The following is a 24,498-nucleotide window of genomic DNA, read 5'->3' as shown; positions in this document are numbered from 1 at the left end:
ACCTGTCAACCATGCAGCAGAAGAGGCGCAAAGCATTGTGTCTCTACGATGAAGACATTCGGTTTTTTTGTATCTTTCCTCTCTGACAAATAAAGACTAACTCAACTCACCAACCTGTTCTTATGAAAAAGACGTACCGATTCAAGAAAGCGTTTGGTCCGGTAGCCTCCACTTCCGGCATCATTGTTTTTTGGGCGGGAGTAGTGGCCAGTTATTTTTCCCTTACCGGATTAGCCCTGGTATTTATCGGCGCCTTCCTGGGGTTCACCAACACCAGCACCACCATCGATTATTACAACCGGAGAGTAAAATTCAGCAACAACCTGTTTGGACTGATACGCCTGGGAAAATGGCACGACATTTACTGGGACATGCAACTCCACCTTGTAACATCGCGGGAAGTGTTTACCTCATACAGCCGGGGAAACCGCTCGCTGGATACCGAAGTAAAACAGACTTTTGTCGAGCTGTACGACGCCAAAGGGCACTCCCTCCTACCACTGAAAAGCATCGGTAAAAACGAAGACCCGGAGAAGGAACTGGAACGGTTGCGCCTGAGCCTCGGATTAACGACGGAACCAGTGTGACCAGGAAAAAGAAAAATAATGGGTAAACCCAATAAAAGAAACGGCGCCCGAACCAAATTCAGGAATTTCCTGAAAAGGTTAGTTTGGCCCGTCACCCCGATGACGCTAATAACCGTTGGTGCCTTACTGATTACAGCCTGGGCGTGGGTTCTCTATTTTATCGACAAACCATCCGAAGCCATCGTGGTTGCCGTCACCACTACCCTAATGTTTTTGGTTGTGACATTATATGTGGCCGACCGACTATTAACCAGGATTCTCCCCTACAAGAGCCTTGTATTTGGCGAAGTCATACTCGCAGTCATCATTTTCTTCTTCTACTCATTCCAGGGCAGAACCGTCGATATCAACTTTCACACGGACAAAGATTTCATTGTGGTCCTGTTCGATTCGAAAGAAAAGTCCCTTTCGGATTTCCAACGCAGCGGAATTTTCAGCAAAGAGCTGAATGTGCACGACACCCACATTGTGCACCTCGACAGCTCATTGGCTTCCATCAACAACCTGCGCATCAACGAACCGGCCCAATGGAATACTTTTTCACAACATGAAGGCCGAATCGAAATAGGCGGTCAATCCATCCGATACATTTTAAGCTCAGACAATCGCACCAATCCATATCTGCACCGGAACCCGCAACCGCATATCGACAGCCTGCTGAACCTGGCAATTCATGAACTGAAACCGGCTGGAGAAAAAGATTAACCGGTTCTTATACGATGCATTGCAAAAACATGCCGAAGACGCAAAGCATTGCATCTTTACCACATACCACTGTCGCCAACGCAGCAATCGGGGCCGTCCGGGCAGTATTCATCTAACTCTGATACTCATCTTAAAAACTGCAAAACCGCCCCAAATGAAACGCCATCCCTGACAATTTTTTCGCTAACTTAATGGTTGCTAACAGCCTACAAAATGAAAGCAGAAAAAACAATCCTTCATCATCCGATTACCCACGTAAGAGAACAGCCGCAAGTAAATAATTCGGCCGAGTCATCAACATTATTTTTTGACGAATCAACCGAACAGATGCTCTTTCGTCAACCTATTGGAATTGGAAGAACGCCGGCTCATGGAACTGAACGGAAAATAAAAACACCAACCTATGAGCAAAGTCCGGAAAGGTGAGAAGGTCAGAAAGTCTAAATAACGATAAATGCATTTTAATACTCTAACCGGATAGAAAACAAATAGCAATGGACACCATCATTCTAATCGCTTTTTGCTTTGGTTATGCATTAATTGCCCTTGAAAACAAGGTGAAAATCAACAAAGCAGCTATCGCCCTGTTAACAGGAGGCTTCATTTGGACAGCGTATATTCTATTTAATTCTAATTCAGAAAGCATTGTTCAACAGTTGGTTGAACACATTGGGAATATATCACAAATTATTTTTTACCTGATTGGTGCCATGACCATCGTTGAATTAATTGACTCTTATAACGGGTTTGATGTCATCACAAAGCAAATTAAAACAAGTAACGAGAGGCAACTTCTTCTGACCTTAAGCGTTCTTACCTTTTTTCTTTCTTCCGTTCTTGATAACCTAACCACTACGATTGTCATGGTTACCCTTATCCGAAGACTACTAAGCGACCAGAAGGACAGATTGTTGTTTGTTGTCATGATTATCGTCGCGGCAAATTCCGGAGGAGCCTGGACTCCTATCGGTGATGTAACGACAACCATGCTTTGGATTGGTGGTCAGATTACAACCGTTAATATCATGCGCGAATTATTTGTCCCCAGCCTGGTCAGTATGCTCGTCCCGCTATTATTAATCTCGCTTATGGTTAAGGGGCAGTTTAAAAGAATGGATAATACAAATCAACAATCAAGTATTCTGAACTTTGAGAAACGAATCGTCTTTTTTACCGGAATTGCAGCTCTAATTTTTGTCCCCGTTTTTAAATTCATCACCAATTTACCACCATTCATGGGAATGCTGACAGGGCTTTCTGTGTTATGGATTGTAACAGAACTCTTAAACAAAGACAGATCGTATGAACATAAAATAACCGTAACAAATGCATTACGCAAAATAGACATCCCGAGTGTTTTATTCTTTTTGGGAATTCTGCTGGCTGTTGCAGCACTTGAATCGACTGGTTTGCTCTCCAATTTAGCTGCAGCACTTAGTAAATCAATTGGAAATCTTAAAACCATCGCCATTTCCATTGGCATGCTTTCATCTCTGATAGACAACGTCCCCCTGGTAGCAGCATCGATGGGGATGTACGATTTACATTCATTTCCAACCGACCATTATTTTTGGAAACTGATTGCCTACTGTGCCGGTACCGGAGGTAGTATTCTTGTTATTGGCTCAGCAGCTGGTGTTGCTGCCATGGGAATAGAGAAAATTGACTTCTTCTGGTATCTCAAAAAAATAAGTTGGATTGCCCTTATTGGATATTTATCAGGCGCTTTCCTGTATATATTCATGCTTTAATCACAAATGTTATCCTACGCCATTGCTCACAGGGTTGATAACGATTCGGAGGGTAACCTATAACATAGTCTGACCAATACAACTGCTACAATTTTACCACCCCAAAAAAAACGATGCATGATGTTTCTGTCATGATCCCTCATTGTAGTAGCAGCAGCATTTTTTGTGCAGGGCAGAGACGTCATGCAAAGTCTCTACGGCCGAACTTCCGGCTTTTTCGTACCTTCCCTATTCAATTCCGAAAAAACATGCAACCGGGTGTAATAATCCGCGATGTAAGCCACTAAACAAAGAAAAGAGAAAATTTGAGCAGCGATTTTTATACAGCCTACATTCTTCCCTATTCGGCTTTGATCATCAAGATTTGCCGGGCGTATACGAATACGCAGGAAGATTTTGAAGATTATTACCAGGAGGTATGCCTGCAAATCTGGAGGACGCGGGAAAAATTCCGCAGGGAGTCGGAATGGAGCACCTGGGTCTACCGGATATCGCTGAATGTTTGTTTGACTTTGCTGAAGAAGAAGAAAAACAACACGCAGCATTTTGCTTCCGATTATGTACCCGAAGAACAGACAGAGGATAGCCGCGCTTTTGCTGACGAGAATCTGAATGTGCTGTACGATGCCATCAGGCGGTTCTCGGAAGTGGATCGAGGCGTTATTTTACTCTACCTGGAGGAAAAATCTTACCAGGAAATCGCGGATATCATGGGTACGAATACCAACAACATTGGCGTACGCATTAACCGGATTAAAGAACGATTAAAAAAATTGTTAGATGGAAAAGTCAATTGAAACCATTTGGAAAGAAGGCTTTTTAGAAGCCAATGCGTTGGTGGCCCCCAAATTAAATAACCTGTACACGCAGAAATCGATACACATCGTCGAGAAGTTCAAACGTATGTTTCAAACCAACTTACGGGCCATTGTGATTGGGGGCGTTGTCATTTTGGGCGCTTCTTTTGTTGTCGGGATACCCGTCATGGGCATCATGGTGTTTTTGATTGCCGGTGCCGTCGTATTGGTCAACCGCATCTTACAGAAAAGGCTTATGGAAATCGAGCCGAATGTGAGCAGCTACGAGTACGTCAAATCGTTTGACCATTGGTTGAAAGAGCAGATTGACATCAACGCCAGGATGGCCCGGTTTTACTACCCATTCTTCTTCCTGTCGATGGTTTTGGGCTTTTGGTTCTCCGACTACCTTCCGTTGGTAACGAGACATCTTCCTTCCATTTATTTCGTGAACGGAATCCCGGTATTTTGGTTGTTGGGTGTGCTCATCATCATGGGGATACTCTACGCTGTTGGCGGACGGCTTTACAAATGGGACCTGCAGATTGTGTATGGCCGGGTATTGAAAAAACTGGACGAAATCCTTTCGGATATGGATAAACTGAGGGAGTAATTTTGTCGGGTTAAACGCTACCTCAGAAGCGCTCAAGCCTACCAGAGAAGTCATCAACGCTACTTCAGAAATGCTCAAGCCTACCGGATAAGTCGTCAACACAAACCCGGAAACGCTCAACACTGCCTAAGAAGTGCTCAACACTGGTCAGGAACTCGTCAACACCACTTCGGAAACGCTCAACGCTACCTGAAAAATGCTCAACACTAATCAAAAAGCGCTCAACACCGATTGGGAAGCCGTCAACGCTACTTAAGAAGAGCTCAACACTAGTCAAAAAGTGTTCAACACTGCCGGCGCAGCCTTTGTTGTTTGCCTTGAAGGCTGCTACCGGCGTGTTGACGACTTTTTCGCTTATCATGACAACTTCTCTCCCAGCCTTTAGCATTTCTTTACCTTCCTTGAAAGCTTCTGATGTTGTGTTGACGATTTCTCCGGTAGCCTTGAAGTCTTTCCAACCTCTCCTAACGACTTTCCCTCCTGCCCTGACGGTTTCGCTTCCGCTCCCAAACGCTTTTTAGGTTGTCCTTAAACCTTCGCATGTTCTCCTGAAGACTTCTCCAGGTGTCCTGACGAGTTCCCGGGTACTCCTAAATGCTTCGGAAGTTGTCCCAACCAATTACCCGGTTGCACCAAGAACATATTCATGACTGAATAATTTTTTGTTAACTTGGGTGAGCCATAACAACAACTCATCAATTGATATGAGAGAATCAAAAACGATATCGATACATATTAATAAGCTGCAAATGTAAAATAGCGACGACATTCCAAGATAACAGTTAATTAGGATAAATGGACTTTAGAAAAACAGAAGATGTAATAAACGAGATTAAATCACTCATATATTCCAAGGGATACATTTATACCCTTTGCATGATAATATATGAGGACTTCCATATTATTCTGCAAGAAATTCACAAAGTAGATTTTAGGTCTCGACTAAATAAAAATGAGGTTTCTTTACTAATTGGCTTTTTAATACAGAAGCAAATTGATTTTACCTTACCTGATAGCCCTCTTGATGTAATAAAATTGAAAGAAAAGACATATGAACTTATGAACGAACTTCATATGTCCCTTATGACTCCATTCTTTGAGAAAATGCAAAATGCTCCTCAAGAAAAATCAGAAAACATAAATCTTAGAGCAGCAATGAAATCATTTTACGGTGATGACAACATGTTCATTGAGCCTATTTTTTATGCAAATGATGGAGTGTACGATTTCCAATATACAGATTTCTTAGAGAGAAAATATCGCTATGATAAGCAATGGCTAATAGAAAATAGAAGCTTTGATTTTAATAAAACCAAAGTAATACTGCAAAGAATAAAAGATGTACTTCAAAAGAAATCCAAAAAAGTTAATTTTTTCAGTTTAAAAGAAAATCTGCCTGAGATAATAGAAAAAATAAAAGAAGATAATCCATCCGAAAATATAGAAGAGCATTTAAAACAAGTATTACCTGCATATGAATTTTATCAATATGTCAACTTGTTTTTTGATTCGTCCGAACATGATTCATCAGTTGATTTTAGCTCTTTACCAGATGATGCGTGGAAGACATTTTATGAAAACCTAATTGAGTTATTTGTTATTCGTAGAGAAGACTTTGACCACGAAGTAAATATCAATTCATTTTTAAATAACTTTTCTATTAAAATTAATAAAGAAAAGACAAACACTCAATTTAAGCAAATAGGCGATTTCAATCTTTTTAATGCTCAGCCAATTCTACAAATAGATAGTGAAAGATTTTTTGTTCCAATAACCTTTAGTGTATTCGAGGCATGTTATGAAAGTCCTTACTATTGGATGCTCCAAGACAAAACTTATAAGGACATTCTTGCGGAAAACAGAGGGAAAAGTGGTGAGGAGATTTCATTTGAATTCTTGTCAAACGTATTTGGGAAAGAAAGAACTTATAAGTCTGTTAAGATAATTACGAAAAAAGGGAACGATGATACAGATATTGATGTGCTATGTATTCTTGGAAGTAAAGCTTTATGCGTACAAGTAAAATCAAAAAAACTAACGGAGTTTTCGAAAAAAGGAAGCTTTGCACATTTACAAAAAGATTTTAAAGGAGCTGTACAAGATGCCTATGAACAAGGTATTGTTTCGCGTAGCAAAATTTTGGCAAGGGAATCAAAATTTTACGACGAAAATGGGTCGGTAATCGAATTATCTGAGAGCATTGATGAAGTTTATATCATGGGTGTTACATCTGAGAATTATCCTTCACTAACTCATCAAGCCCATACTCTTCTAGAAAAAAAAGATGATGAACCTTTCCCTTTATTCTTGACTGTTTTTGACCTAGAATTAGTCACACATTATCTAAGTAATCCATATGACCTTCTTTATTACGTTAGACAAAGAATTGACCTAATGGATTATTTTAGAGCTGAAAGCGAAATGATTTATTTGGGTTACCATTTAGAGAATAAACTATGGAAATTACCAAATAATGATTTTGTATCGCTTGATGCCGATTTTGGTGGTGCAATTGATAGAAACTATTATCCTTTAAGATTAGGTGTTGATATCACAGACGAAGGTGATTCTATAAAAAATAGATGGAAAAATAAGGATTTTGAAATATTGTGTAATCTGCTTGCTAAAGCAAATGAGCCTAAGGTAACCGATATTATTTTTGCATTGTTAGATTGGGATGGACCATCAAGAGATAATTTAACGAAATATATTCGCCAAATTAAATCGAAAACAATTCAAGACAATAGATGGCATAATTTTTCAATGCTTTCAAATAATAAAAATGGAGCAAATTCTGGAGTCACATATGTATCTTGGGAAAATGACAATCCCGATGAACTGTTTGACCGTCTATTAACACTTAGCAAAGCTCGAAAATATAAAAGTAAAGGAGATATATGGATCGGATTTGGAAGTCTAAGAAACAGCCCACAAATAATTGATACATTTATCTTTAACAACTACAAATGGCAATTTGACAAAGACCTAGAAGAGGCAACAAATATTTTATTTAAGGAAAAAGGACAAGGGACTGTATTTAACCTTGACAAGAAAATAGGTAGAAATGATAAATGTTATTGCGGAAGTGGATTAAAGTATAAAAAATGCTGTGGTAAACTTAAACAATAGTGTCCCAATAGATAACATTTTATATTTGCAATGGCAGGAAAAGTAATAAATTTTAAAATTTATAGCCCACTCAAACATCATCACCTTTTAACAACTGAATCTTCACACGCATGAAAAACTTCGAAGGAAAAACAGCATTGATTACTGGTGGAGCATCCGGTATCGGGAAGCTGATGGCGGGCATCCTGTTGGAACAAAAGGCCAGGGTCATCATCTGGGACCTCAACCCCGAAGGAATTGATGAAACCATTGGGGAGTTGTCTGCCCGCGGTTCCATTACCGGCTACCGGGTGGATGTGGCCAACGTGGAGCAGGTAAAAGAGACCGCTCAAAAGGTTAAGCAGGAACACGGTGTGGTGGATGTACTCATCAACAATGCCGGTATCGTTGTCGGGAAGTATTTTCATGAACACACCACCAGCGACATCCTGAAAACCATGGAGGTCAATACCAACGCCCCCATGCTGGTTACCCGTGAGTTCCTGGGTGATATGATGAAGCAAAACTCGGGACACATCTGCAACATTGCCTCTTCGGCCGGGATTGTCTCCAACCCCAAAATGGCCGTGTATGCCGCCAGTAAATGGGCCGTTACCGGTTGGTCCGACAGTCTGCGCCTGGAAATGAAACAGCTCAAAAAGAATATCGGCGTGACCACCATTATGCCCTACTACATCAACACCGGCATGTTCGACGGAGTGCAATCGAGAATCCCGATTCTGAAGCCCGAACCGACGGCCCGCCGAATTATCAAAGCCATGAGAAAAGGGAAAAAGATGGTTACCTTCCCGCGTTACATTTACCCGCTCACCCGCGTCAGTCAGGGGCTGTTTTCGACCAACGGCTTTGACTGGCTGGCCAGCCATGTATTTGGAATTTATACAACCATGGAACATTTTAAGGGACGCAAATCATAACGTTTTGAGTAAAACACGATGAACGATACAGCTGAACAGATCATTGTTGAGAAACTGGAGAGCCAGCGGGCTTATTTCTCCACCCACGAAACGCGGGATATCCGTTTCCGGTTAACGCAGTTACGCAAGCTCAGGCAAGCCATCGGGCAATACCGGGAGAAAATAGAACAGGCATTGTGGGACGATTTGCACAAGTCGCCCGAGGAAGCCTTTCTGACCGAAATCAGCATTGTGACGGGCGAAATCGATAACCACATCAGGCACTTGAAGAAGTGGGCCAAACCGAAAAGGGTTCCCACACCTATTCAGTTGTTACCATCGTCGGGTAAAATCATTTACGAACCGCTGGGAGTAGCCTTAATCGTGGCCCCGTGGAACTACCCGTTTCAGTTGTTGATCAATTCGCTGGTGGGCGCCATTTCAGCCGGCTGTTGCAGTATATTAAAGCCATCGCCCGATGCGCCAACCATTGCCCGCGTGATGGAAGAGATGATTCACGAGCATTTTGCCCCGGAATATGTGAGTGTTGTTCAGGGAGGAAGAGAAACCAACACCCGCCTGTTTGCCCAACGATTCGACATCATCTTCTTCACCGGCAGTCCCAAAGTGGGGAAAGTGGTGATGGAAGCCGCGGCCAAACACTTAACGCCGGTGGTGCTGGAACTGGGCGGCAAAAGTCCCTGCATCGTTGACGCCGACGCGAATATTGATATCGCCGCCAAACGCATCGCCTGGGGAAAGTTGATCAATGCCGGGCAAACCTGTATCGCTCCTGATTACCTGCTGGCCCACCAATCGGTGAAAGACGAGTTGATGGACAAGATAGCCGAAAACATCCGGTCGATGTATGGCCCCGACATTCAACAGAGCCGGTTCTATCCCCGCATCGTCAGCCAACGGGCCATGGAACGGCTGACCGGACTATTGGAGCAGGGAACCATTCATACCGGCGGCGAAGTGGATGCCAGCGAAAAATACATCGCTCCCACCATCATCGATGATGTGTCGCCTGATTTCATGGTGATGCAGGATGAAATCTTCGGCCCCATCCTTCCGGTGATGACATTCGAACACATCGACGAAGCCATCGGATACGTGAATAAAAACGAAAAGCCCCTCGCCTTCTACTATTTCGGCAAGAATAAACAGGCCAAAGAAGTTTTGTCCAAAACCACGTCCGGCGGAGGCTGCATCAACGACACCCTGCTGCACATTGCCAATCATCATATGCCCTTTGGCGGCGTTGGCAACAGCGGTACCGGTAACTACCACGGCCGGGAGAGCTTTTTAGCATTCAGTAATCAGCGGTCCATCGTCACCTCGCCTACGTGGATTGACTTGCCCTTCAAATATGTGCCATTCAAATACTTCTGGGTGCTGAAGAGGATATTGAAGTGAGAACTTTTACTGAGTAAATAAAAAAGCACCAAAGAGGCTCTTTGAAAACCCGTTTGGTGCTTTTCCCGCAACTGATGTTGCCTATTATTTTTTGGGCGCCAGCAATTTCTTCGAGAGAGGTTTTACCCAGAGCGTTTCGAGCAGTACCGAAATCAACACGGTCATAATCGTGGCCGAGAGAATTATGTCGCCCCAGTAAATCAGCGTTTGGTCATGACTCATAAATCCGATATTGAGGGGAATTGCCGCCAAAGCTGCCGGAACCACTCCCCTGGGGCCTTCCAGTGAAATAAACAAATATTCTTTCCAGTTCCATTTTTTCAACGGCACGATAGCTAAGGCAGCAATGGGACGGGCAATAAAAACAACCCCTAAAGCAATGATAGCGCCTTTTAGCAAGGTTTCGTTGAGAACGGAAATATTAACAGTGGCACCAAACAAAATAAAGATAAACACACTGGCCAGGTCCGAGATAATTTCGTTAAAGTGCATCTCCTCATCAACGAATTTATTGAATCCTTCGTGTTCGTTCCATTTCTTAAACAGGATGGCGTGGTTTCCGAAGACAATCCCTATGATGGTGGCCACCAGGTATCCCGATGACTGAGCAGCTTCACCGACCAGGAAACCTCCGAATGCGATGGAAATACCAAAAATCTGAGGAAACAGTCCCGGTTTCAGCCAACGGATGAGCCAGTATCCGAGCACTCCCATTCCCAGTCCCAGCGCCAGGGATGAAATAATCACATAGAGGAAGTAAATCACTCCGGCCGGATAAATGGAGGTGTACTGTGCGATATTTTCGATGAGATGCGCCTGGTCGGCATGCGGAGCCACCATGGCAATGGCCAGGGTACTCAACACAATCGCCAGCGGATCGTTGAAAATGGATTCGGTGACAATCACGGTTTTGATGTTCTCATCCACCTTGTTCTGCTTGAACAGGGGAATCAACGTAGCCGGGTCGGTGGCCGCCACAACGGTTCCGAAAAGCATTCCGGCTCCAAAAGGAAGGTTGAACAGATAAGAGAACAAGAAGCCACTGACGGCGGCTGTTAGAATCATCCCGACGGTAGCCATTATCCCAATGGTTGCAATGTGCTTTTTAATCATGGACCACTTCAGGTTATGCCCCTCTGTATATAAGATGAGGACCAATCCTAACACACGGGCATAGTTAAAAATGGTGTGTCCCTGGTCGTTCGGTATCAATCCAAAAACAGGTCCAAATAAGAAGCCCAGAACAATCAGTATCGGAATAGAGGAAATATGCACTTTTTCACTCAGCAAAAACGCAAAAAATCCGAGCGTCATGACGGAGATAATGGTTAAGTCAATAAGATCTGTATGCGACATTTTATGGTTCTTTAATCTGGTTATTTTACAATTATAGAATCATCCGATTCCGGTATTTGTTATAACAATTGTCAACTCAAAAAATCAGGGTACAAATATAAAAAAGCTCGTAGATTGTTTCTAAATAAGATGGCTATTTTAAGCAAAAATGTTTTTAAGCACAGTGCATACTCCCCAACCTACAGGTTTGTTAACCGAAATACATTAAATTTTAGGTTTCTGAATTGAATAGCGAACCTTACTTGAAACAAAAAAAAGTGTTTCCCTAAAAAAATGGTTCCCAATATTATCAGGCAAGTGGTAGCGTAAACCAGAACTCCGAGCCCTTGCCTTCTACACTGCTTACATGAATTTCGCCACCATGCATTTCCACGAACTCTTTGCACAGGAACAGTCCCAGGCCGGTTCCTTTTTCGTTACCAGTACCAGGAAGGCTATCGATGGTCCGGCTTTTGAAGAGCTCGGCCATTCGTTCCGGAGAAATACCAACACCGTTGTCTTTCACCGAAACTTTCACCTGCTTCTCCTTCATTTCGATTGACAGATCGATGGTTCCGTTGGGGTTGGTAAACTTCAATGCATTGTTCAGCAAATTGACCAGCACGATCTGGAGCAGATTCTTATCGGCATTTACCATCACCTCTGCACCGGCGTTAACGCGGAATTGAATCTCTTTCATCCGGGCCTGGTTGTCGAACATCGATTTCACATCGGTCAGCAATCCGCTCAAATCGAACTCTTCCTTGTACAATCGAATGGTATGTTGCTGTGAGCGGGCCCAGGTCAGCAAATTGGAGATGAAACGATAGGTCTCTTCCGAGGTTCGGCGAATCAATCGTCCGTTACTCTTAGCTCGTGCCACATCTCCTTCGTCCAGGTCCTCTATCAACAGTTCGCTTGTTCCCAACAGCGCATTGAACGAACTGACCAGATCATGTGAAACAATGGAGAGGATTTTATCTTTCGATTGGTTCGACTGCAACAGCTCGGCGCTTAACCGGGAGACGGTCCGGTGCCGCAGAACGAGAACAAGCGAAAGTACCAACAACAATACGATGATTATTATGGCATAAATCTGGTCCTTCTGTTTTGCCTTTAAATCCTGATGAACACGATTTAGCTGCTCTGTCATCTGAAAACGGTCCTTAATTTCGGACAAAGTTTGATACTGCAAAGCCGAAAACAACGAATCGTACGTGGCAACATAGTTTTGATAGTTCCCCGATGACTTACGAAACTCTTTTAACTGATGATAGAATTCGCCCTTGGCTTTGTATACCTTCAGAATATTTGGGGTAAGTTTCGATTTCCGGGCATTGACCAGGGCCTCATCCAGAATTTGTTCCCCTTCTTTCTCTTTTCCGGTTTTCGCCAACACCTTCGCCATTCCCAATTGGCTATCAATCTCACCCGTTGGATTTTTCCTTTCCCGGCATAACTTCAATGCCTCCTTAAAATAAACATAGGCCGAATCGTACTGAGCTTTGCGCAGAAAAACATCGCCCATTCCCTGCATGGAATAAGCCATGTAGTTCTTGTTCTTAATTTGCTCGTGCTTTTCCAGCGACCGGCGGAAATAATACATGGCCGAATCGGTCTGCCCTTTCAGGAACAATGTCCGCGCAATCTCCAGGTTGGCTGAGGCAATCCCGGTGGAATCGTTAAAGGTTTGCCGAAGAGCAATTGCCTTCCGGAAGTAATCAAGCGCCGTATTGTATTTCTCGTTAATACGGCTCAACTCCCCCATGTTGATGTAGCTGTATGCAATACCGGGTGCATTATGCAAACGCTCGAATATGGCCATCGATTTCTTGGCATACTCGAACGCCAGCGGAATATTTCCAATCTTGTAAAACGCATCGCCCAGGTTGTTGTACACATAAGCAATTTCCACCGAATCCTTCACCTGCAAACTAAGAGGCAATCCCAGATCGTAATACGATATCCCTTTCTGAATTTCGTACTTGTAATGCTGATACAGAACACCGAGGTAATTGTAGAGCGTGGCCAACTCTTTATCGTAGCCTTCCGCTTTGGCAATCTTTATCGCCTTCAGTCCATACTGAATAGCCTCGTCGGTATTCTTTTCCCGGTTCTTCCAACACCACGCCGAAAGCATCTTCACCTGTTCCAGCTTGGGCAGAGAATCAAGTTTTTTCAATTCACCGGACGAAATGGTTTGCCCGTAAAGTTGCGCACTAAATGCAAATGCCAGAATGTATATAGTGAAATACAACAGTTTCCTGTTCATAATCATGCTCCTAATTTACGGTAAAGATAAAAATTAAAGTTGTTCAATTAAACGGGATTCCTCTTAGCTATATTGCTGAATGAAAGTCTTTATACTAAAAAAACTTTCATCCGGATAAGGGTACAAAAAAAGGGATTATTGCTGTATTATCAGAATAATCCCTTTTAATCAACTACTTAAAGTTTCTTACCGATATAAAAAACATAGCCGTAATAGGCTTTGTATTTGTGGTACAACTGAATCTCGTGCCGTTGGTTGGCAATGAATTCTTCTGCCGCCTTATTTCCAGCGTTTTTCGTCAGAAAAGTTTCATGCGCTGTCTCCTGCGGCCGATAGAAATGTTCCGTCCAACAGCTTTCCGGAAGAATAAAGGTAGCTACCGGAACGTACCCGGCTTGTTGCATTTGGGCCACCTTACGGGGAATCGTGTCAATCTCCGGGTATGCATCCTGCCAGAATTCATCAATCTCAGTTGGACGTTCGTCGGTAAACCACGACGCCTCGGAAACGGCAAGGTATCCACCTTTCTTTAGAAATTGCCGCCATTCATTCAGTCCGCGCTCGAAGCCGATGTTATAGATAGCGCCTTCCGACCAAATCAAATCCAGTTCTTCTTCCTGAAAAGGAAGATCATCCATGGAACCAACGATGCCTTTTACCCGATTCTGAAGATTCAGTTTACGTGCATTGGCATTGAACAAGTCCACAAACCCTGGAAACAGGTCGATACCGGTAATTTGTCCGGGGGCATACTGTGCCAATACCATCGTCTGGCCGCCTGTTCCACAACCAAGGTCCACAATGCGGGATTCGTCCGTCAGATTGTCGACAAAGCTCAACGCCTTTGTTGTTATTTCAGGACTGCCGGGTCCTTGTCGTTCAACGGTGGCAAAATACTCGCAGATTAAATTCACGTCGAATTCGTGAATGGATTTATTTTCGTTACTCATGATGTTTAAATTTAAGATACCTGAAACCTCCGCACAAGAGAACAAATCTCATCTGCAGAGCATCAGAAAATGATTTATTATACAGACATGAAAATAACTCCGGCAGGAATGTGCCTGAGTCGTTTAAGGGATAACCCCGGCAGAACGCCTAAGGTTATTTACTTCACCAAATCCGTTTTTAGTTTAAACATCCAATGGTTTTAGACGAGATAAAGGTAAGGATTTTCCAACTATTGATTATCAACTCGATGTAGTTTATTCCCTCTTTTTCCCGGGAAAATGTAACGATTCGCCAATTGTAAGTCTAATCAAACAGAAACCGTGATTTAAAAAGTAAACTGATGAAAAAACCGATACGCTTCCTGCTCTTCCTAACCTTTGGTGTTGGCAACCTGCTTCTTCTTTTTAGCCGAATATTCAGTGACAACCTGAATGATTTTCTGTTGGGATTTTTAGAGGGGATTTCCATTGTACTCATTATCAATGGAGCAATATACCTTACCCGTTGTGCCATCAAGCGGAAACATCCGCTGAAGACCGACAAATGAGGTAAAACGAGAAGAAGGTTACCAGTTCTTCAGCAACTCGGCAATTACAAAGCCGAGGTAGTTACCTATGGCGTAGCCGATAATACCAACGGTCAGGCCGGGAACCACAATGCGGCGGTTGTGAAGCGCTCCGGCGACAACCGGAACAAAGGGCGGACTGCAAATCAATGCCGTGCTGGTGATGATTACTGTATCGGTGTCGATTTTGAAAATGCGTGACAGGATGACCTGCAAAACGAGCGAACCGAAAATTACCATCGAGACGTAGTAAAAAAGCGTTGGTGCGCCGTTAATCAGGTCGGGGATACTCACCATGGAAGCGACCACCACGCTAAACACCAGCACCAGGTACATGCCCAGCTCAAACGATTTCTCGATGCGGTTAAACGCTGGCACAAACGAAGCAGCCAGTCCCAACGTCGTAATCAGCAACATCACCACCGGCACCTGGTAGCTCTCCGGAAACAGGAAAGACGCACCTCCTGCTACCGCGAAAATAGCAACAGCCAACGCAAATGCCTTCAGCAACGGAATGTACTTATCACGCTTCAGCATGCCCCAGTAAGGGTCGGTTCCATCCAAATCGTTGAAATCACCATCGATAGCAGCGACTTTCGGGGTAACCGGCAACACCCAGTTAAAAACACGCTGCCCAACCGAAATCAGGAAAAAGAAATAGGCTCCCGAAATAATCAAGTCGCTGGTGTGCGTAATGAGATAATGCGTATCGTCTACTCCCAACATAAATTTCAGGGAAGCGAGGTTCGGCGTGCCCCCGGTATAAACGCCAATCAACATGCCGGCAATCTTCCACAAATCGTCCTCTTGTCCCCGTAACGTCAGGTAACCAATGACCACAACCACCGTCACGCTGAAAATACCAATTATCATCGCAATCATGGTACGCCGGGCCAAATGCATTGCATCCCTCAAATTGGAGGAAAAAAGCATCAGCGGAATGGCCAGCGGAATAACGATAGCTGTGATGGTATCCTGAATCGCATGGCTTCCTTCAGGTAAAATCGGCAGGTTACCCAGTAACAATCCGACGAGGTAAGCCACGACCACCGCACCAAGCTTATTGACAAACTTGTATCGATGATTCAGGTGCAGAACCAACAGCGGAGAAAATAAATAAAAGATAACCAACAGAATTTGTTTCAGGAGCAACATAAGCTTAAGTTTATGTACAGCAAAGTGGCCGTAAAAATAGGATAATATCCGCACTTCGCCTATTTCAAAAAGTCGCCGGGGAGTTGGCAGTGAACCTCCGGAGACATTTTCTGTTTATGGGAAGCACCTGGATATTATCGGTTATCAATTCTTTATCAGCAAAAAATTAACGTTCAAACCATCATGAGAACAGCAGTTATTGCCGGAGCATCCGGCCTGGTAGGTAAAGAACTTGTTTATTATCTTTCCGGTTCGCCGGAATATAGCCGTATTCATTTATTGGTTCGTCGCCAAATGGAAACTCCGGGCGATAAAATCATCGAACACCTGATTGATTTTGAACAGCTGGTGGATTTCTCCCTGGAAGAGCGCATCGACGACGTGTATTGTGCGCTGGGCACGACTATGAAAAAAGCCGGCAGCAAAGACGCTTTCCGGAGAGTGGACCTCGAATACGTCGTCACGCTGGCCAAAAGAGCCAAAGAACTGGGTGCACACCGCTTCCTGGTCGTCAGTTCCATGGGAGCCGATCCTAAATCGATGTTTTTCTACAACCGCATTAAAGGAAAAATGGAGAAGGCCATCCGGAAAGTCGGAATGGAGACCACGGTTATCGTCCGTCCTTCCCTTTTATTAGGCGACCGTAAGGAGAAACGGTTTGGCGAAGAGTTCAGTGCCGTGTTGATGAAAATTCTTCGCCCGCTCATTCCGAAGAAATACCGTGCCGTATCAGCCGGGAAAGTAGCCGGAAGCATGTATCACATGGCGCTAACTGCCAGTCCGGGATTGCACATTCTGGAATCGAACGAAATTCAGGATATGGAATAAGTTTCCAACGAAAAGAATCAGAAAGAATCAGGTTTTATAGAAAGACGGTGTGAAGATGGCCAGTACCGAAAGAATCTCCAGACGGCCCAGTATCATATTAAACGAAAGGTAGTATTTCCCAAAATCGGTTATTCCGGAAAAGTTGTTGGCGGGTCCCACCTTGCCCAGTCCCGGACCAATTCCGCCCAGCGTGGTAATCACACTACTTAACGCCGATTTATAGTCGAGGCCTGTGCTCATCATGATGATGGAACCAATCAGGAAGGTCAGGAAATAAATGAAAACAAAGGAATAGATGCTCAGGATCACACGCTCGCTAACCACCTGTTTATTGTACCGAACCTGGACTACGGAGTGGCGGCTTATCATTTTATGAAAGATACGTCGCGCATTCTTAAACATGATCAAATGTCGTGCGACCTTAATTCCTCCACCGGTCGACCCCACGCTGGCCCCGATAAACATGATAAAGAAGATCACCAGGATGGCCATGGGCGGCCACTGACTGTAATCAGCCGACGAAAATCCGGTTGCGGTAATGATGGAGACTACCTGGAAGAGCGATTGCCGGAAAGCTTCTTCCAGGTCGCCATGGTAAAAATGACGTACTTCATTCGCCAGAAAAAGAGAAACCAGGATGAGAATTCCCCAGTACAAGCGGAACTCTTCGTTTTTAAACACGGCTTTCCACTTTTTATGGAAGAAGAAATAGTGCAGTGAGAAATTCATTCCCGAAAGGGCCATAAAAACAATCAGCACATACTGAATGTACGGCGAAAACTGCATGGCACTGGTGTTCTTCGTAGAAAAACCACCGGTAGCCACCGTCGCAAAAGAGTGGCACACCGAATCGAACCAATCCATGCCGCCTGCCATTAGTAAAATGGTTTCGGCCACCGTCAGCACGAGGTAGATAAACCACAAACGCTTGGCCACATCGATGAAGCGGGGCTTGATTTTGTCGACACCGAAAAAGGAACCTTCAGCAATCATCAAATGCTGTCCTCCCACCCTGAAATAAGGCATGATGGCAATTACCAGCACAATAATTCCCATACCACCAATCCAGTGCGTTTCGGCACGCCAGAACAGAATGCCTTTCGACAATCCTTCGATGTCGACCAGAATAGATGAACCAGTTGTGGTGAATCCCGAAACCGTCTCGAAAAATGCATCGACAAAGCGGGGAATCGACTGACTCAGCAGGTAGGGCAATGTTCCAAACAATGCAATGAAAATCCAAACCAGCACCACCACCAGGAAGCTGTCCCGCAAACCGGGCTCTTTCACAAGGTTACGATAGGTCGACAGCACCATTGTACCGCCTGCTGCCAGCGTAATCAGAAATGACCAGGCAATAGCATACACATTGGTACCTCCATACAAAAGCGAGATGGGAATATCGACAAGCATGAACATGCTTTCAAAAATCAAAGCAATGCCCAGCGTATTGGTTACCAGTTTAAAGTTTATATCCTTCATTCAAATGTTTGCGATGAGTTGCCTGCCCGCTTAAATCAGCTTACTCCGATTAAAACAAAATTGATTAGAAAAAGCTTAATATTCTTGTTTTAACAATCGGGAGGCGATGAATCGGATAAATGCAAAGGGATATAATGATCTTTCCGGGGGCGAGAAGAGGCGAAACAAAACACACGATCGAACGCCAAACATCGCTCTGCCCCGACGGGAAGTGCAAAAGCGAGAGCATGCTGCTTCACTTCCTGAGTCACTTCGGTTGGGTTACCTGCGGTATCACCCAACAGCGCCCAAACCATAGCAGATTTCGCAGACTCTTTTTTTCCGTCAGATTGTCCTGAAAATTGAACATACATTTTAACTGTCACCTGCAAAACACAGATAAACATGACGAAAACAATACTATGTCGAATGAGCCTGCTTTTCATTTTAACGGCGCAAAAATAGAATATTTCCTTCCTATTCAAAGCCATCCATCTGCCTAATTTAACACTTAAATGGGTAAGATAAGATTAATTAAACATTGATTTAAGATTCAACTTCGTCAACACAATAAGCATAATGTTCGTTGCCTCCGAAAGAAATAACGAAGATATCCGCTCAATTTGTTCCGCGCATCAATAATTGGTAACTTCAAGGTTTATGTGAAACATGGATAAATGGAAAGAGCATGTTGTTCCATTTGCTGTTTTGTATCGACCATCTGATAATGAACGAATTTAATTTCCACATATGACAACAGAAACGGGTGAATCATTTGCCCTTTTGACCGGTGCCAGTCAAGGACTGGGGAAACACATGGCTTTAGAGCTGGCCAAAAGACAATTTAATACCATTCTGGTAGCATTACCCAACGAAAACATCCAAAGCATTGCCAAACAGTGCAGAGCTCTTGGGGTGAAAGCTTATTATTATGAAACAGACCTGACGAAGAAGGAGAATCTTTTGGCGCTCACCCACTGGCTTAATGAAAATTTCAACATCAGTATTCTCATCAACAATGCTGGTTTGGGAGGAACGGAAAGTTTCCATGAAACCAACGTCGATTTTGTCGACCGCATCATTCAGCTGAATATTCGCGCCACCGCCATGATTACCCACCAGTTGCTACCCAATATGATGCAGCAAAAGCAAGCCTATATCCTCAACGTCTCCAGTATGGCTTCGTTTTGTCCGATGGCTTACAAAGCCGTTTATTCAGCATCCAAACGCTTCATTCAACACTTTTCCCGCAGCCTCCATCAGGAGCTAAAACATAGTCATGTATTCGTCAGTGTTGTTCACCCCGGCCCGATGAAAACCAACAACGACGTCACGCAACGTATCAAACGACAAGGAATACTGGGAAAAATCGGACTGCTTTCGCCGGAAGAAGTTGCCAGAAGAAGCATTCATCAGTTGCTGAAGAAGAAATCGTTTATTCTGTTGGGCTGGAGCAATCGTCTGAGCTGGCTTTTCATGCGCTTTGTCCCGACGTGGATCAAGTTTCCCATGCTGAACCGGGCTTTCCGGCGCGAATCGAAATTTCAAATTGAATAGGAAGATGTATGCCAACCATATTAGTCACCGGTGCCAATGGTCTGTTGGCCACCCACATTATCATCGAATTACTTGAGAACGGGTACCAGGTAAAAGGCTTGTTGCGTAACCGCCGAAAGTTTCAATACCCCGCTCACCCGAATCTCGAGCTCATCGAGAGCGATATCACCGACTCTCCTTCCGTAAGAAATGCTTTAGCAGGATGCGAGTCAGTCATTCATGTGGCAGCGCTAACGGCTCAAAACTTCCTCCGTTATGATGCTTATGAAAAAGTGAATGTTCAGGCTTCCGAAGAGCTCGTCAAGCTGGCAATCGAAGCAAAAATCAAACGGTTCGTTTACGTCAGTTCAGCCAATGCGTTTGGTTACGGAAGCAAGGAAAATCCCGGAAACGAAACGACTCCCATGAAAGCCCCATTTACTTCCTCTTTCTACGCAAAAAGCAAACAGGAAGCACAAATGCGGGTTTTGACCTACCGGGATCAAATGGAAGTTGTAGTCGTCAACCCGACATTTATGCTAGGCGCTTACGACGGAAAACCCAGCTCCGGACAAATCATTTTCATGGGCTACCACAAACCGGTCATTTTTTATCCGCCGGGAGGGAAAAACTTCGTACATGTAGCCGACGTGTCCGAAGGAACCGTACGGGCACTGGAAAATGGAATTGCCGGCGAAGCATACCTCCTGGCCAATGAAAACCTCTCCTACCGGGAATTCTTTCGTCAACTGGCAGAACTCACCGAACGCAACCCAGTTCTGATACCGATTCCCAAATTCATGTTAATCGCAGCAGGATATCTTGGCGATCTGCTTCGTTTTGTCAACTACCCGGTCAGTTTCTCGTCCGTCAATATGCGGAGCCTTTGCTTACACAATTACTACAACAACGAGAAAGCGAGCAAACAACTGGGCATGACCTTTCGTCCGGTTAAGCAGGCAATAAAAGAAGCGGTCCAATGGTTCCGGAGTAAGGACATGCTCAGTTAATCCATTCAAATCCCAAACTGACCGGTTTCCACCCAGGCCATATTCAGTAACGACCAGAAATCGGTGGCCAGTTTATTCGTCACATAATCATAGGGCATCCAGCCGTAGCCTTGCTCACCCCAGGTTGCTCCCCACGAGTTCCGGATGAGTAGCGCACCCGTCGTGGTTTTATTGCACTTTGTATTCTTCAGTTTCTTGCTGTCGTCGTAACCAACCGCTACAATGGCATGTCCCCATTCTGCCTGTTCTCCCGGACACGGATATGGAATTCCACCAACTACATCACACGAATCAAACGAGGCAAATCCCCAGAAGCCAAACATCGAAGGGATTCCCGCCGCCAGGTATTTCTTCACACCAAGCAAGACATCATCCCCCTGAATATTAGCACCCTGCGGATCGTGGCAGAAATATTTCATCGCTTTGTAATCATCGGCAATGGCATACACAAAACTACCCGGCTCTTTATCGAACTCCGGTTTAGCATCCGTATAAGGCCAGAATTTCTCGTCCGGGACACCGCAAAGAACCAGCGCCCCCATGGTGTTTCGCAACCAGGCTCCGGTATCGCCCGTTACTTGCATCAGGTTTCGCGTAGTTTTATAAATAAACAGCCTCGATGCGTCGATATATTTATTGTTCGCTTTTTTCTCGAAATATTCAATAATTCCGGCTGCCGCATGTGCCGTGCATGCCCCCAGATTTTTCTGGTTTTCCACCGGAGAGCACCATTCCCGCAAATCAACTTTAGCAGGAAGCGCTTTCAACTCTTTTCCTTTCGGCAGTTTCAGCTTTTTAGCCATAGCAGCTATTTCCGGTTTCTTTTCGGTATAGTCCCGCAGATCGGGCAACGGCGGCAACCATCCGGTGCCAACCAACTGATTGGTCTCAGCTAATTTCACTTGTTTGTACGTTGCATACATTTTTCCTTCCTCCTCTTATCTGGTTATTTAATAGGGTGGATATAAACAGCTTAAAAAAAATCAGACTGTCCTCTGGTAAAAGGTTGAGAGAATGGAAAAGAATGTGGGATGAACAGTAAATATACAATTTATCGTACCCGATACCAATAAGATACAAAACAAACGATCGATATTCACTTATCCTTTATACTTTTATTCCAGACAAAAAGTTAACTGATGCTTCGATTCAAAACGGCCCGATTAAACATTCGCGATGTAGAAGAAAGTGACTTCAACGACCTTCTTCGCATCTACAACCGGAAGGAAAACATGCAATATGTTTCCGATGGCAACTATCGCTGGTCGAAAGAACAGCTTTCCAGGAAGTATCGAAAATTCAACCAACACATAAAAAATGGCTACGGCATATTCGCGGTAGAATTAAAAGATACCAACCAAATCATCGGTGAGGCTGGTCTGTTTAATTCCTTCGACAATTTATCGGTACTGGAGCTGGGCTACATCATCGACTTCGCTTTTTGGCAACAAGGTTACGGGACGGAGATTTGCCAGGGCTTAATCGATTATGCTTTTAGTACCCTGAAAACAGAACGCTTAATTGCCCGGATGTATGCAGCCAATCAAGCTTCGGTTCTCGTTTCCGAGAAATGTGGCATGAAGAGGGTCAAAATCGGGTTTACTTCGGATGGACAGGAGTTTCTAGAGTATGCTATCAAATGTTAGTTCAGTTTGAAACTCATTTCCCGCCTGTAATTTCACTCATCACATCCTGGCGGTGTTCAAGTCCCCACTCCACCATTACATCCAACACATTTTTAAAGCGGCGGCCCGATTCAGTCAATTCATACTCCACCGTTACCGGGATGGTGTTGTGCACTGTTCGTTTCACAATGCTGTTCATCTCCAGATCCTTTAACTCTTTCGAAAGCATGCGGGGTGTTATTTTTGCGATATCCCGCTCCAACTCTTTGAATCGTTTTTTTCCATAAAGCAATGAACCGATAATCGGCAGTTTCCATTTGCCACTGATGACATTCATCGTGTCGTTCACTGCCATCACATAGTTGCCGGAACACAATTTCACCTCGGCTAATACTGATGCATCACATGCCATAACCACTGAATTTATTGACACTATACTTCGGTATACCGGTATACTTTAGTATAGTAGTTACTTTTCGATAGCAAACATAGTGTATTTTTGCCTTTGTTTTTAATTGGTCTAAAAAAAATTACCATGAATTTAAATGATAACCTGAAATGGCGTTATGCCACCAAGAAAATGAATGGCAAAGCCGTTCCTGAAGAAAAACTACAATATATCCTGGAAGCCGCCCAGTTGGCGCCGTCTTCCTCAGGGCTGCAACCCTACTCGGTTTTGGTGATTAGCAATAAAGAACTGAAAGAGAAGATGAAACCGATTGCCTGGGACCAAAGTCAACTTACCGATGCATCACATGTTTTGGTTTTTGCCGCCTGGGAAAATTATACCGAAGAGAAAATCAAAGAGGTATTCAGCCGTACGATTAAAGAACGTGGTTTGCCCGAGACAGCGATGGATGCCTACCGGGAACGGCTGTGGGGCATGTACTCACAAATGCCGGAAGAGTGGCACTTCCACCACGCTGCCAAGCAGGCATATATCGCCTTTGGATTGGCCATTGCTGCTGCCGCTGAACAAAAAGTAGATGCCACTCCGATGGAAGGTTTCGACGCTGCTGCCATGGATGAGTTGCTCAACCTGAAAGAAAAAGGATTGCGCAGTGTAACAATTCTGCCGCTGGGTTACCGCGACGAAAACAACGACTGGCTGGTGAATATGAAAAAGGTACGTACGCCGAAAGACCAGCTATTTATCGAGCTGAATTAGAAAAACTTCGGGATGGTCGGATTATTTGCCAAACAGAATTATTCATCTTAATCCTTTGTATAGATATGAAAACAAACAAGATTATTTACTGGATTTCGACGGCTTTTTTGAGTCTGTTCATGCTCTTTAGTGCATACAGTTATTTGACCAACCCAGATATGAAAGCCGCGTTTGTGCACCTCGGTTTTCCTGGTTATTTCCGTGTGGAATTAGCAATTGCCAAGATTCTCGGTTCACTCGTACTACTTGTCCCGATGATTCCCGCATTGTTCAAGCAATTTGCCTACGCCGGATTTACCATCACGTTCGTGTCGGCTTTTGTCGCTCACACATCCAGTGGTGACCCGAGCTCGGTAGCCATTATGCCGGTTATTGCGTTGGCTATTCTGGCGGTTTCCTATTTGTTCTACCGGAAAACGCAGTTAAAAACTGCATTGAGCTAGTATCTTTTCGCAACATACGTTCAACCTTACAGGTTAGTACCTGAGGATTATTCATGTTACGGATGGAAAGCTTCGGCTTTTCATCCGTTTTTTATGACAGATGCACAAAAGAAGTAGCCACCATTCGTAATTTAAGACATTACAATATTGCATTTTGTTCCTTCGCTGTAGCTTCGTCGTTCCTTCGTTCTAGCTCCGTCCAAGCATTACGAGGCTGTCCCAAAAGTAAAATTGGACAGCCTCTTTTAATCT

At 44.1% G+C, this 24,498-nt stretch carries 25 protein-coding genes; 16 read left to right on the top strand and 9 right to left on the bottom strand.

Going from position 1 to position 24,498, the window contains the following annotated elements; all coding sequences use genetic code 11:
- Nucleotides 1-122 precede the first annotated feature (122 nt).
- The 6 genes from GJU87_RS05930 (at nucleotide 123) to GJU87_RS05905 (ending at nucleotide 4,453) form a co-directional block, all read left to right on the top strand.
- Complete coding sequence (locus tag GJU87_RS05930; RefSeq protein WP_153638680.1) at nucleotides 123-587, top strand: hypothetical protein; 465 nt, start codon at nucleotides 123-125, stop codon at nucleotides 585-587.
- An 18-nt stretch (nucleotides 588-605) separates the two neighbouring features.
- Nucleotides 606-1,292 carry a hypothetical protein gene (locus tag GJU87_RS05925; protein WP_153638679.1) on the top strand — a complete coding sequence of 229 codons (687 nt, stop codon included), beginning with the start codon at nucleotides 606-608 and terminating at the stop codon, nucleotides 1,290-1,292.
- A 213-nt stretch (nucleotides 1,293-1,505) separates the two neighbouring features.
- Nucleotides 1,506-1,718: a hypothetical protein gene (locus tag GJU87_RS05920; protein ID WP_153638678.1), complete on the top strand. Its 213-nt coding sequence runs from the start codon at nucleotides 1,506-1,508 to the stop codon at nucleotides 1,716-1,718.
- Between the two features lie 68 nt (nucleotides 1,719-1,786).
- Nucleotides 1,787-3,043, top strand: coding sequence for a sodium:proton antiporter NhaD (gene nhaD / locus GJU87_RS05915; RefSeq protein ID WP_153638677.1), 1,257 nt, complete (start codon nucleotides 1,787-1,789; stop codon nucleotides 3,041-3,043).
- A 305-nt stretch (nucleotides 3,044-3,348) separates the two neighbouring features.
- Entirely contained in the window at nucleotides 3,349-3,840 is a 492-nt protein-coding gene (locus GJU87_RS05910; RefSeq protein WP_153638676.1) for an RNA polymerase sigma factor, read from the top strand.
- A complete protein-coding gene (locus GJU87_RS05905) occupies nucleotides 3,824-4,453 on the top strand; it encodes a hypothetical protein (protein WP_153638675.1) in 630 nt (209 codons plus the stop codon). Before GJU87_RS05910 ends, GJU87_RS05905 begins: the two co-directional genes overlap by 17 nt.
- A gap of 64 nt (nucleotides 4,454-4,517) precedes the next feature.
- Here the strand turns inward: GJU87_RS05905 and GJU87_RS05900 are convergent, their stop codons facing one another.
- Entirely contained in the window at nucleotides 4,518-4,814 is a 297-nt protein-coding gene (locus GJU87_RS05900; RefSeq protein WP_153638674.1) for a hypothetical protein, read from the bottom strand.
- Between the two features lie 434 nt (nucleotides 4,815-5,248).
- Between GJU87_RS05900 and GJU87_RS05895 the strand changes: the two genes are divergently transcribed.
- From GJU87_RS05895 to GJU87_RS05885, 3 genes are all read left to right on the top strand, one after another.
- The gene (locus GJU87_RS05895; protein ID WP_153638673.1) at nucleotides 5,249-7,582 is read left to right on the top strand and encodes a YecA family protein; all 2,334 of its coding nucleotides are present in this window, start codon (nucleotides 5,249-5,251) and stop codon (nucleotides 7,580-7,582) included.
- A 110-nt stretch (nucleotides 7,583-7,692) separates the two neighbouring features.
- Entirely contained in the window at nucleotides 7,693-8,499 is an 807-nt protein-coding gene (locus tag GJU87_RS05890; protein WP_153638672.1) for an SDR family oxidoreductase, read from the top strand.
- A gap of 18 nt (nucleotides 8,500-8,517) precedes the next feature.
- The gene (locus GJU87_RS05885) at nucleotides 8,518-9,897 is read left to right on the top strand and encodes an aldehyde dehydrogenase (RefSeq protein ID WP_153638671.1); all 1,380 of its coding nucleotides are present in this window, start codon (nucleotides 8,518-8,520) and stop codon (nucleotides 9,895-9,897) included.
- Between the two features lie 84 nt (nucleotides 9,898-9,981).
- Here the strand turns inward: GJU87_RS05885 and GJU87_RS05880 are convergent, their stop codons facing one another.
- From GJU87_RS05880 to GJU87_RS05870, 3 genes are all read right to left on the bottom strand, one after another.
- Complete coding sequence (locus GJU87_RS05880; protein WP_153638670.1) at nucleotides 9,982-11,253, bottom strand: sodium:proton antiporter; 1,272 nt, start codon at nucleotides 11,251-11,253, stop codon at nucleotides 9,982-9,984.
- Nucleotides 11,254-11,542: 289 nt separating this feature from the next.
- The gene (locus tag GJU87_RS05875) at nucleotides 11,543-13,504 is read right to left on the bottom strand and encodes a tetratricopeptide repeat-containing sensor histidine kinase (protein WP_194831455.1); all 1,962 of its coding nucleotides are present in this window, start codon (nucleotides 13,502-13,504) and stop codon (nucleotides 11,543-11,545) included.
- A gap of 176 nt (nucleotides 13,505-13,680) precedes the next feature.
- Nucleotides 13,681-14,454, bottom strand: coding sequence for a class I SAM-dependent methyltransferase (locus tag GJU87_RS05870; protein WP_153638668.1), 774 nt, complete (start codon nucleotides 14,452-14,454; stop codon nucleotides 13,681-13,683).
- Between the two features lie 341 nt (nucleotides 14,455-14,795).
- Between GJU87_RS05870 and GJU87_RS05865 the strand changes: the two genes are divergently transcribed.
- A complete protein-coding gene (locus tag GJU87_RS05865; protein WP_153638667.1) occupies nucleotides 14,796-15,002 on the top strand; it encodes a hypothetical protein in 207 nt (68 codons plus the stop codon).
- Nucleotides 15,003-15,020: 18 nt separating this feature from the next.
- Here GJU87_RS05865 and GJU87_RS05860 read toward each other — a convergent pair whose 3' ends face one another.
- Complete coding sequence (locus GJU87_RS05860; RefSeq protein WP_153638666.1) at nucleotides 15,021-16,175, bottom strand: DUF819 family protein; 1,155 nt, start codon at nucleotides 16,173-16,175, stop codon at nucleotides 15,021-15,023.
- Nucleotides 16,176-16,358: 183 nt separating this feature from the next.
- On the opposite strand from GJU87_RS05860, the gene GJU87_RS05855 reads away from it, so the two are divergent.
- Entirely contained in the window at nucleotides 16,359-17,003 is a 645-nt protein-coding gene (locus tag GJU87_RS05855) for an oxidoreductase (RefSeq protein ID WP_153638665.1), read from the top strand.
- A 27-nt stretch (nucleotides 17,004-17,030) separates the two neighbouring features.
- Here GJU87_RS05855 and GJU87_RS05850 read toward each other — a convergent pair whose 3' ends face one another.
- Nucleotides 17,031-18,485 carry a TrkH family potassium uptake protein gene (locus GJU87_RS05850; RefSeq protein ID WP_153638664.1) on the bottom strand — a complete coding sequence of 485 codons (1,455 nt, stop codon included), beginning with the start codon at nucleotides 18,483-18,485 and terminating at the stop codon, nucleotides 17,031-17,033.
- Nucleotides 18,486-18,574: 89 nt separating this feature from the next.
- A complete protein-coding gene (locus GJU87_RS05845; protein WP_153638663.1) occupies nucleotides 18,575-18,955 on the bottom strand; it encodes a hypothetical protein in 381 nt (126 codons plus the stop codon).
- A 259-nt stretch (nucleotides 18,956-19,214) separates the two neighbouring features.
- Here GJU87_RS05845 and GJU87_RS05840 point away from each other — a divergent pair, with 259 nt between their 5' ends.
- Both GJU87_RS05840 and GJU87_RS05835 read left to right on the top strand, forming a co-directional pair.
- On the top strand, nucleotides 19,215-20,021 hold the full coding sequence (locus tag GJU87_RS05840; protein WP_153638662.1) for an SDR family oxidoreductase: 807 nt from the start codon (nucleotides 19,215-19,217) through the stop codon (nucleotides 20,019-20,021).
- Between the two features lie 8 nt (nucleotides 20,022-20,029).
- Nucleotides 20,030-21,010: an NAD-dependent epimerase/dehydratase family protein gene (locus GJU87_RS05835; protein WP_153638661.1), complete on the top strand. Its 981-nt coding sequence runs from the start codon at nucleotides 20,030-20,032 to the stop codon at nucleotides 21,008-21,010.
- A 5-nt stretch (nucleotides 21,011-21,015) separates the two neighbouring features.
- Here GJU87_RS05835 and GJU87_RS05830 read toward each other — a convergent pair whose 3' ends face one another.
- The gene (locus GJU87_RS05830) at nucleotides 21,016-21,912 is read right to left on the bottom strand and encodes a C1 family peptidase (RefSeq protein WP_228491870.1); all 897 of its coding nucleotides are present in this window, start codon (nucleotides 21,910-21,912) and stop codon (nucleotides 21,016-21,018) included.
- A 237-nt stretch (nucleotides 21,913-22,149) separates the two neighbouring features.
- On the opposite strand from GJU87_RS05830, the gene GJU87_RS05825 reads away from it, so the two are divergent.
- Entirely contained in the window at nucleotides 22,150-22,656 is a 507-nt protein-coding gene (locus GJU87_RS05825; RefSeq protein WP_153638659.1) for a GNAT family N-acetyltransferase, read from the top strand.
- Between the two features lie 13 nt (nucleotides 22,657-22,669).
- Here the strand turns inward: GJU87_RS05825 and GJU87_RS05820 are convergent, their stop codons facing one another.
- Nucleotides 22,670-23,047, bottom strand: a complete 378-nt coding sequence (locus GJU87_RS05820) for a helix-turn-helix domain-containing protein (RefSeq protein WP_228491869.1) — start codon at nucleotides 23,045-23,047, stop codon at nucleotides 22,670-22,672.
- A 123-nt stretch (nucleotides 23,048-23,170) separates the two neighbouring features.
- Here GJU87_RS05820 and GJU87_RS05815 point away from each other — a divergent pair, with 123 nt between their 5' ends.
- A complete protein-coding gene (locus GJU87_RS05815) occupies nucleotides 23,171-23,803 on the top strand; it encodes an NAD(P)H-dependent oxidoreductase (protein WP_153638658.1) in 633 nt (210 codons plus the stop codon).
- 65 nt (nucleotides 23,804-23,868) lie between these two features.
- Nucleotides 23,869-24,246, top strand: a complete 378-nt coding sequence (locus GJU87_RS05810; protein ID WP_153638657.1) for a DoxX family protein — start codon at nucleotides 23,869-23,871, stop codon at nucleotides 24,244-24,246.
- Nucleotides 24,247-24,498 lie beyond the last annotated feature (252 nt).

The organism is Prolixibacter sp. NT017, from assembly GCF_009617875.1.
GTDB lineage: Bacteria > Bacteroidota > Bacteroidia > Bacteroidales > Prolixibacteraceae > Prolixibacter.
Note: the sequence above shows the minus strand (reverse complement) of the source record. Positions and strands in the feature narration are given on the sequence as shown.

What these genes read in the sequence shown, in the direction of transcription:
- GJU87_RS05930 (WP_153638680.1), top strand. Translation starts at nt 123, where the DNA reads ATGAAAAAGACGTACCGATTCAAGAAAGCGTTTGGTCCGGTAGCCTCC.
- GJU87_RS05925 (WP_153638679.1), top strand. Translation starts at nt 606, where the DNA reads ATGGGTAAACCCAATAAAAGAAACGGCGCCCGAACCAAATTCAGGAAT.
- GJU87_RS05920 (WP_153638678.1), top strand. Translation starts at nt 1,506, where the DNA reads ATGAAAGCAGAAAAAACAATCCTTCATCATCCGATTACCCACGTAAGA.
- nhaD (WP_153638677.1), top strand. Translation starts at nt 1,787, where the DNA reads ATGGACACCATCATTCTAATCGCTTTTTGCTTTGGTTATGCATTAATT.
- GJU87_RS05905 (WP_153638675.1), top strand. Translation starts at nt 3,824, where the DNA reads ATGGAAAAGTCAATTGAAACCATTTGGAAAGAAGGCTTTTTAGAAGCC.
- GJU87_RS05900 (WP_153638674.1), bottom strand. Translation starts at nt 4,814, where the DNA reads ATGATAAGCGAAAAAGTCGTCAACACGCCGGTAGCAGCCTTCAAGGCA.
- GJU87_RS05895 (WP_153638673.1), top strand. Translation starts at nt 5,249, where the DNA reads ATGGACTTTAGAAAAACAGAAGATGTAATAAACGAGATTAAATCACTC.
- GJU87_RS05890 (WP_153638672.1), top strand. Translation starts at nt 7,693, where the DNA reads ATGAAAAACTTCGAAGGAAAAACAGCATTGATTACTGGTGGAGCATCC.
- GJU87_RS05885 (WP_153638671.1), top strand. Translation starts at nt 8,518, where the DNA reads ATGAACGATACAGCTGAACAGATCATTGTTGAGAAACTGGAGAGCCAG.
- GJU87_RS05880 (WP_153638670.1), bottom strand. Translation starts at nt 11,253, where the DNA reads ATGTCGCATACAGATCTTATTGACTTAACCATTATCTCCGTCATGACG.
- GJU87_RS05875 (WP_194831455.1), bottom strand. Translation starts at nt 13,504, where the DNA reads ATGAACAGGAAACTGTTGTATTTCACTATATACATTCTGGCATTTGCA.
- GJU87_RS05870 (WP_153638668.1), bottom strand. Translation starts at nt 14,454, where the DNA reads ATGAGTAACGAAAATAAATCCATTCACGAATTCGACGTGAATTTAATC.
- GJU87_RS05865 (WP_153638667.1), top strand. Translation starts at nt 14,796, where the DNA reads ATGAAAAAACCGATACGCTTCCTGCTCTTCCTAACCTTTGGTGTTGGC.
- GJU87_RS05860 (WP_153638666.1), bottom strand. Translation starts at nt 16,175, where the DNA reads ATGTTGCTCCTGAAACAAATTCTGTTGGTTATCTTTTATTTATTTTCT.
- GJU87_RS05855 (WP_153638665.1), top strand. Translation starts at nt 16,359, where the DNA reads ATGAGAACAGCAGTTATTGCCGGAGCATCCGGCCTGGTAGGTAAAGAA.
- GJU87_RS05850 (WP_153638664.1), bottom strand. Translation starts at nt 18,485, where the DNA reads ATGAAGGATATAAACTTTAAACTGGTAACCAATACGCTGGGCATTGCT.
- GJU87_RS05845 (WP_153638663.1), bottom strand. Translation starts at nt 18,955, where the DNA reads ATGGCTTTGAATAGGAAGGAAATATTCTATTTTTGCGCCGTTAAAATG.
- GJU87_RS05840 (WP_153638662.1), top strand. Translation starts at nt 19,215, where the DNA reads ATGACAACAGAAACGGGTGAATCATTTGCCCTTTTGACCGGTGCCAGT.
- GJU87_RS05835 (WP_153638661.1), top strand. Translation starts at nt 20,030, where the DNA reads ATGCCAACCATATTAGTCACCGGTGCCAATGGTCTGTTGGCCACCCAC.
- GJU87_RS05825 (WP_153638659.1), top strand. Translation starts at nt 22,150, where the DNA reads ATGCTTCGATTCAAAACGGCCCGATTAAACATTCGCGATGTAGAAGAA.
- GJU87_RS05820 (WP_228491869.1), bottom strand. Translation starts at nt 23,047, where the DNA reads ATGGCATGTGATGCATCAGTATTAGCCGAGGTGAAATTGTGTTCCGGC.
- GJU87_RS05815 (WP_153638658.1), top strand. Translation starts at nt 23,171, where the DNA reads ATGAATTTAAATGATAACCTGAAATGGCGTTATGCCACCAAGAAAATG.
- GJU87_RS05810 (WP_153638657.1), top strand. Translation starts at nt 23,869, where the DNA reads ATGAAAACAAACAAGATTATTTACTGGATTTCGACGGCTTTTTTGAGT.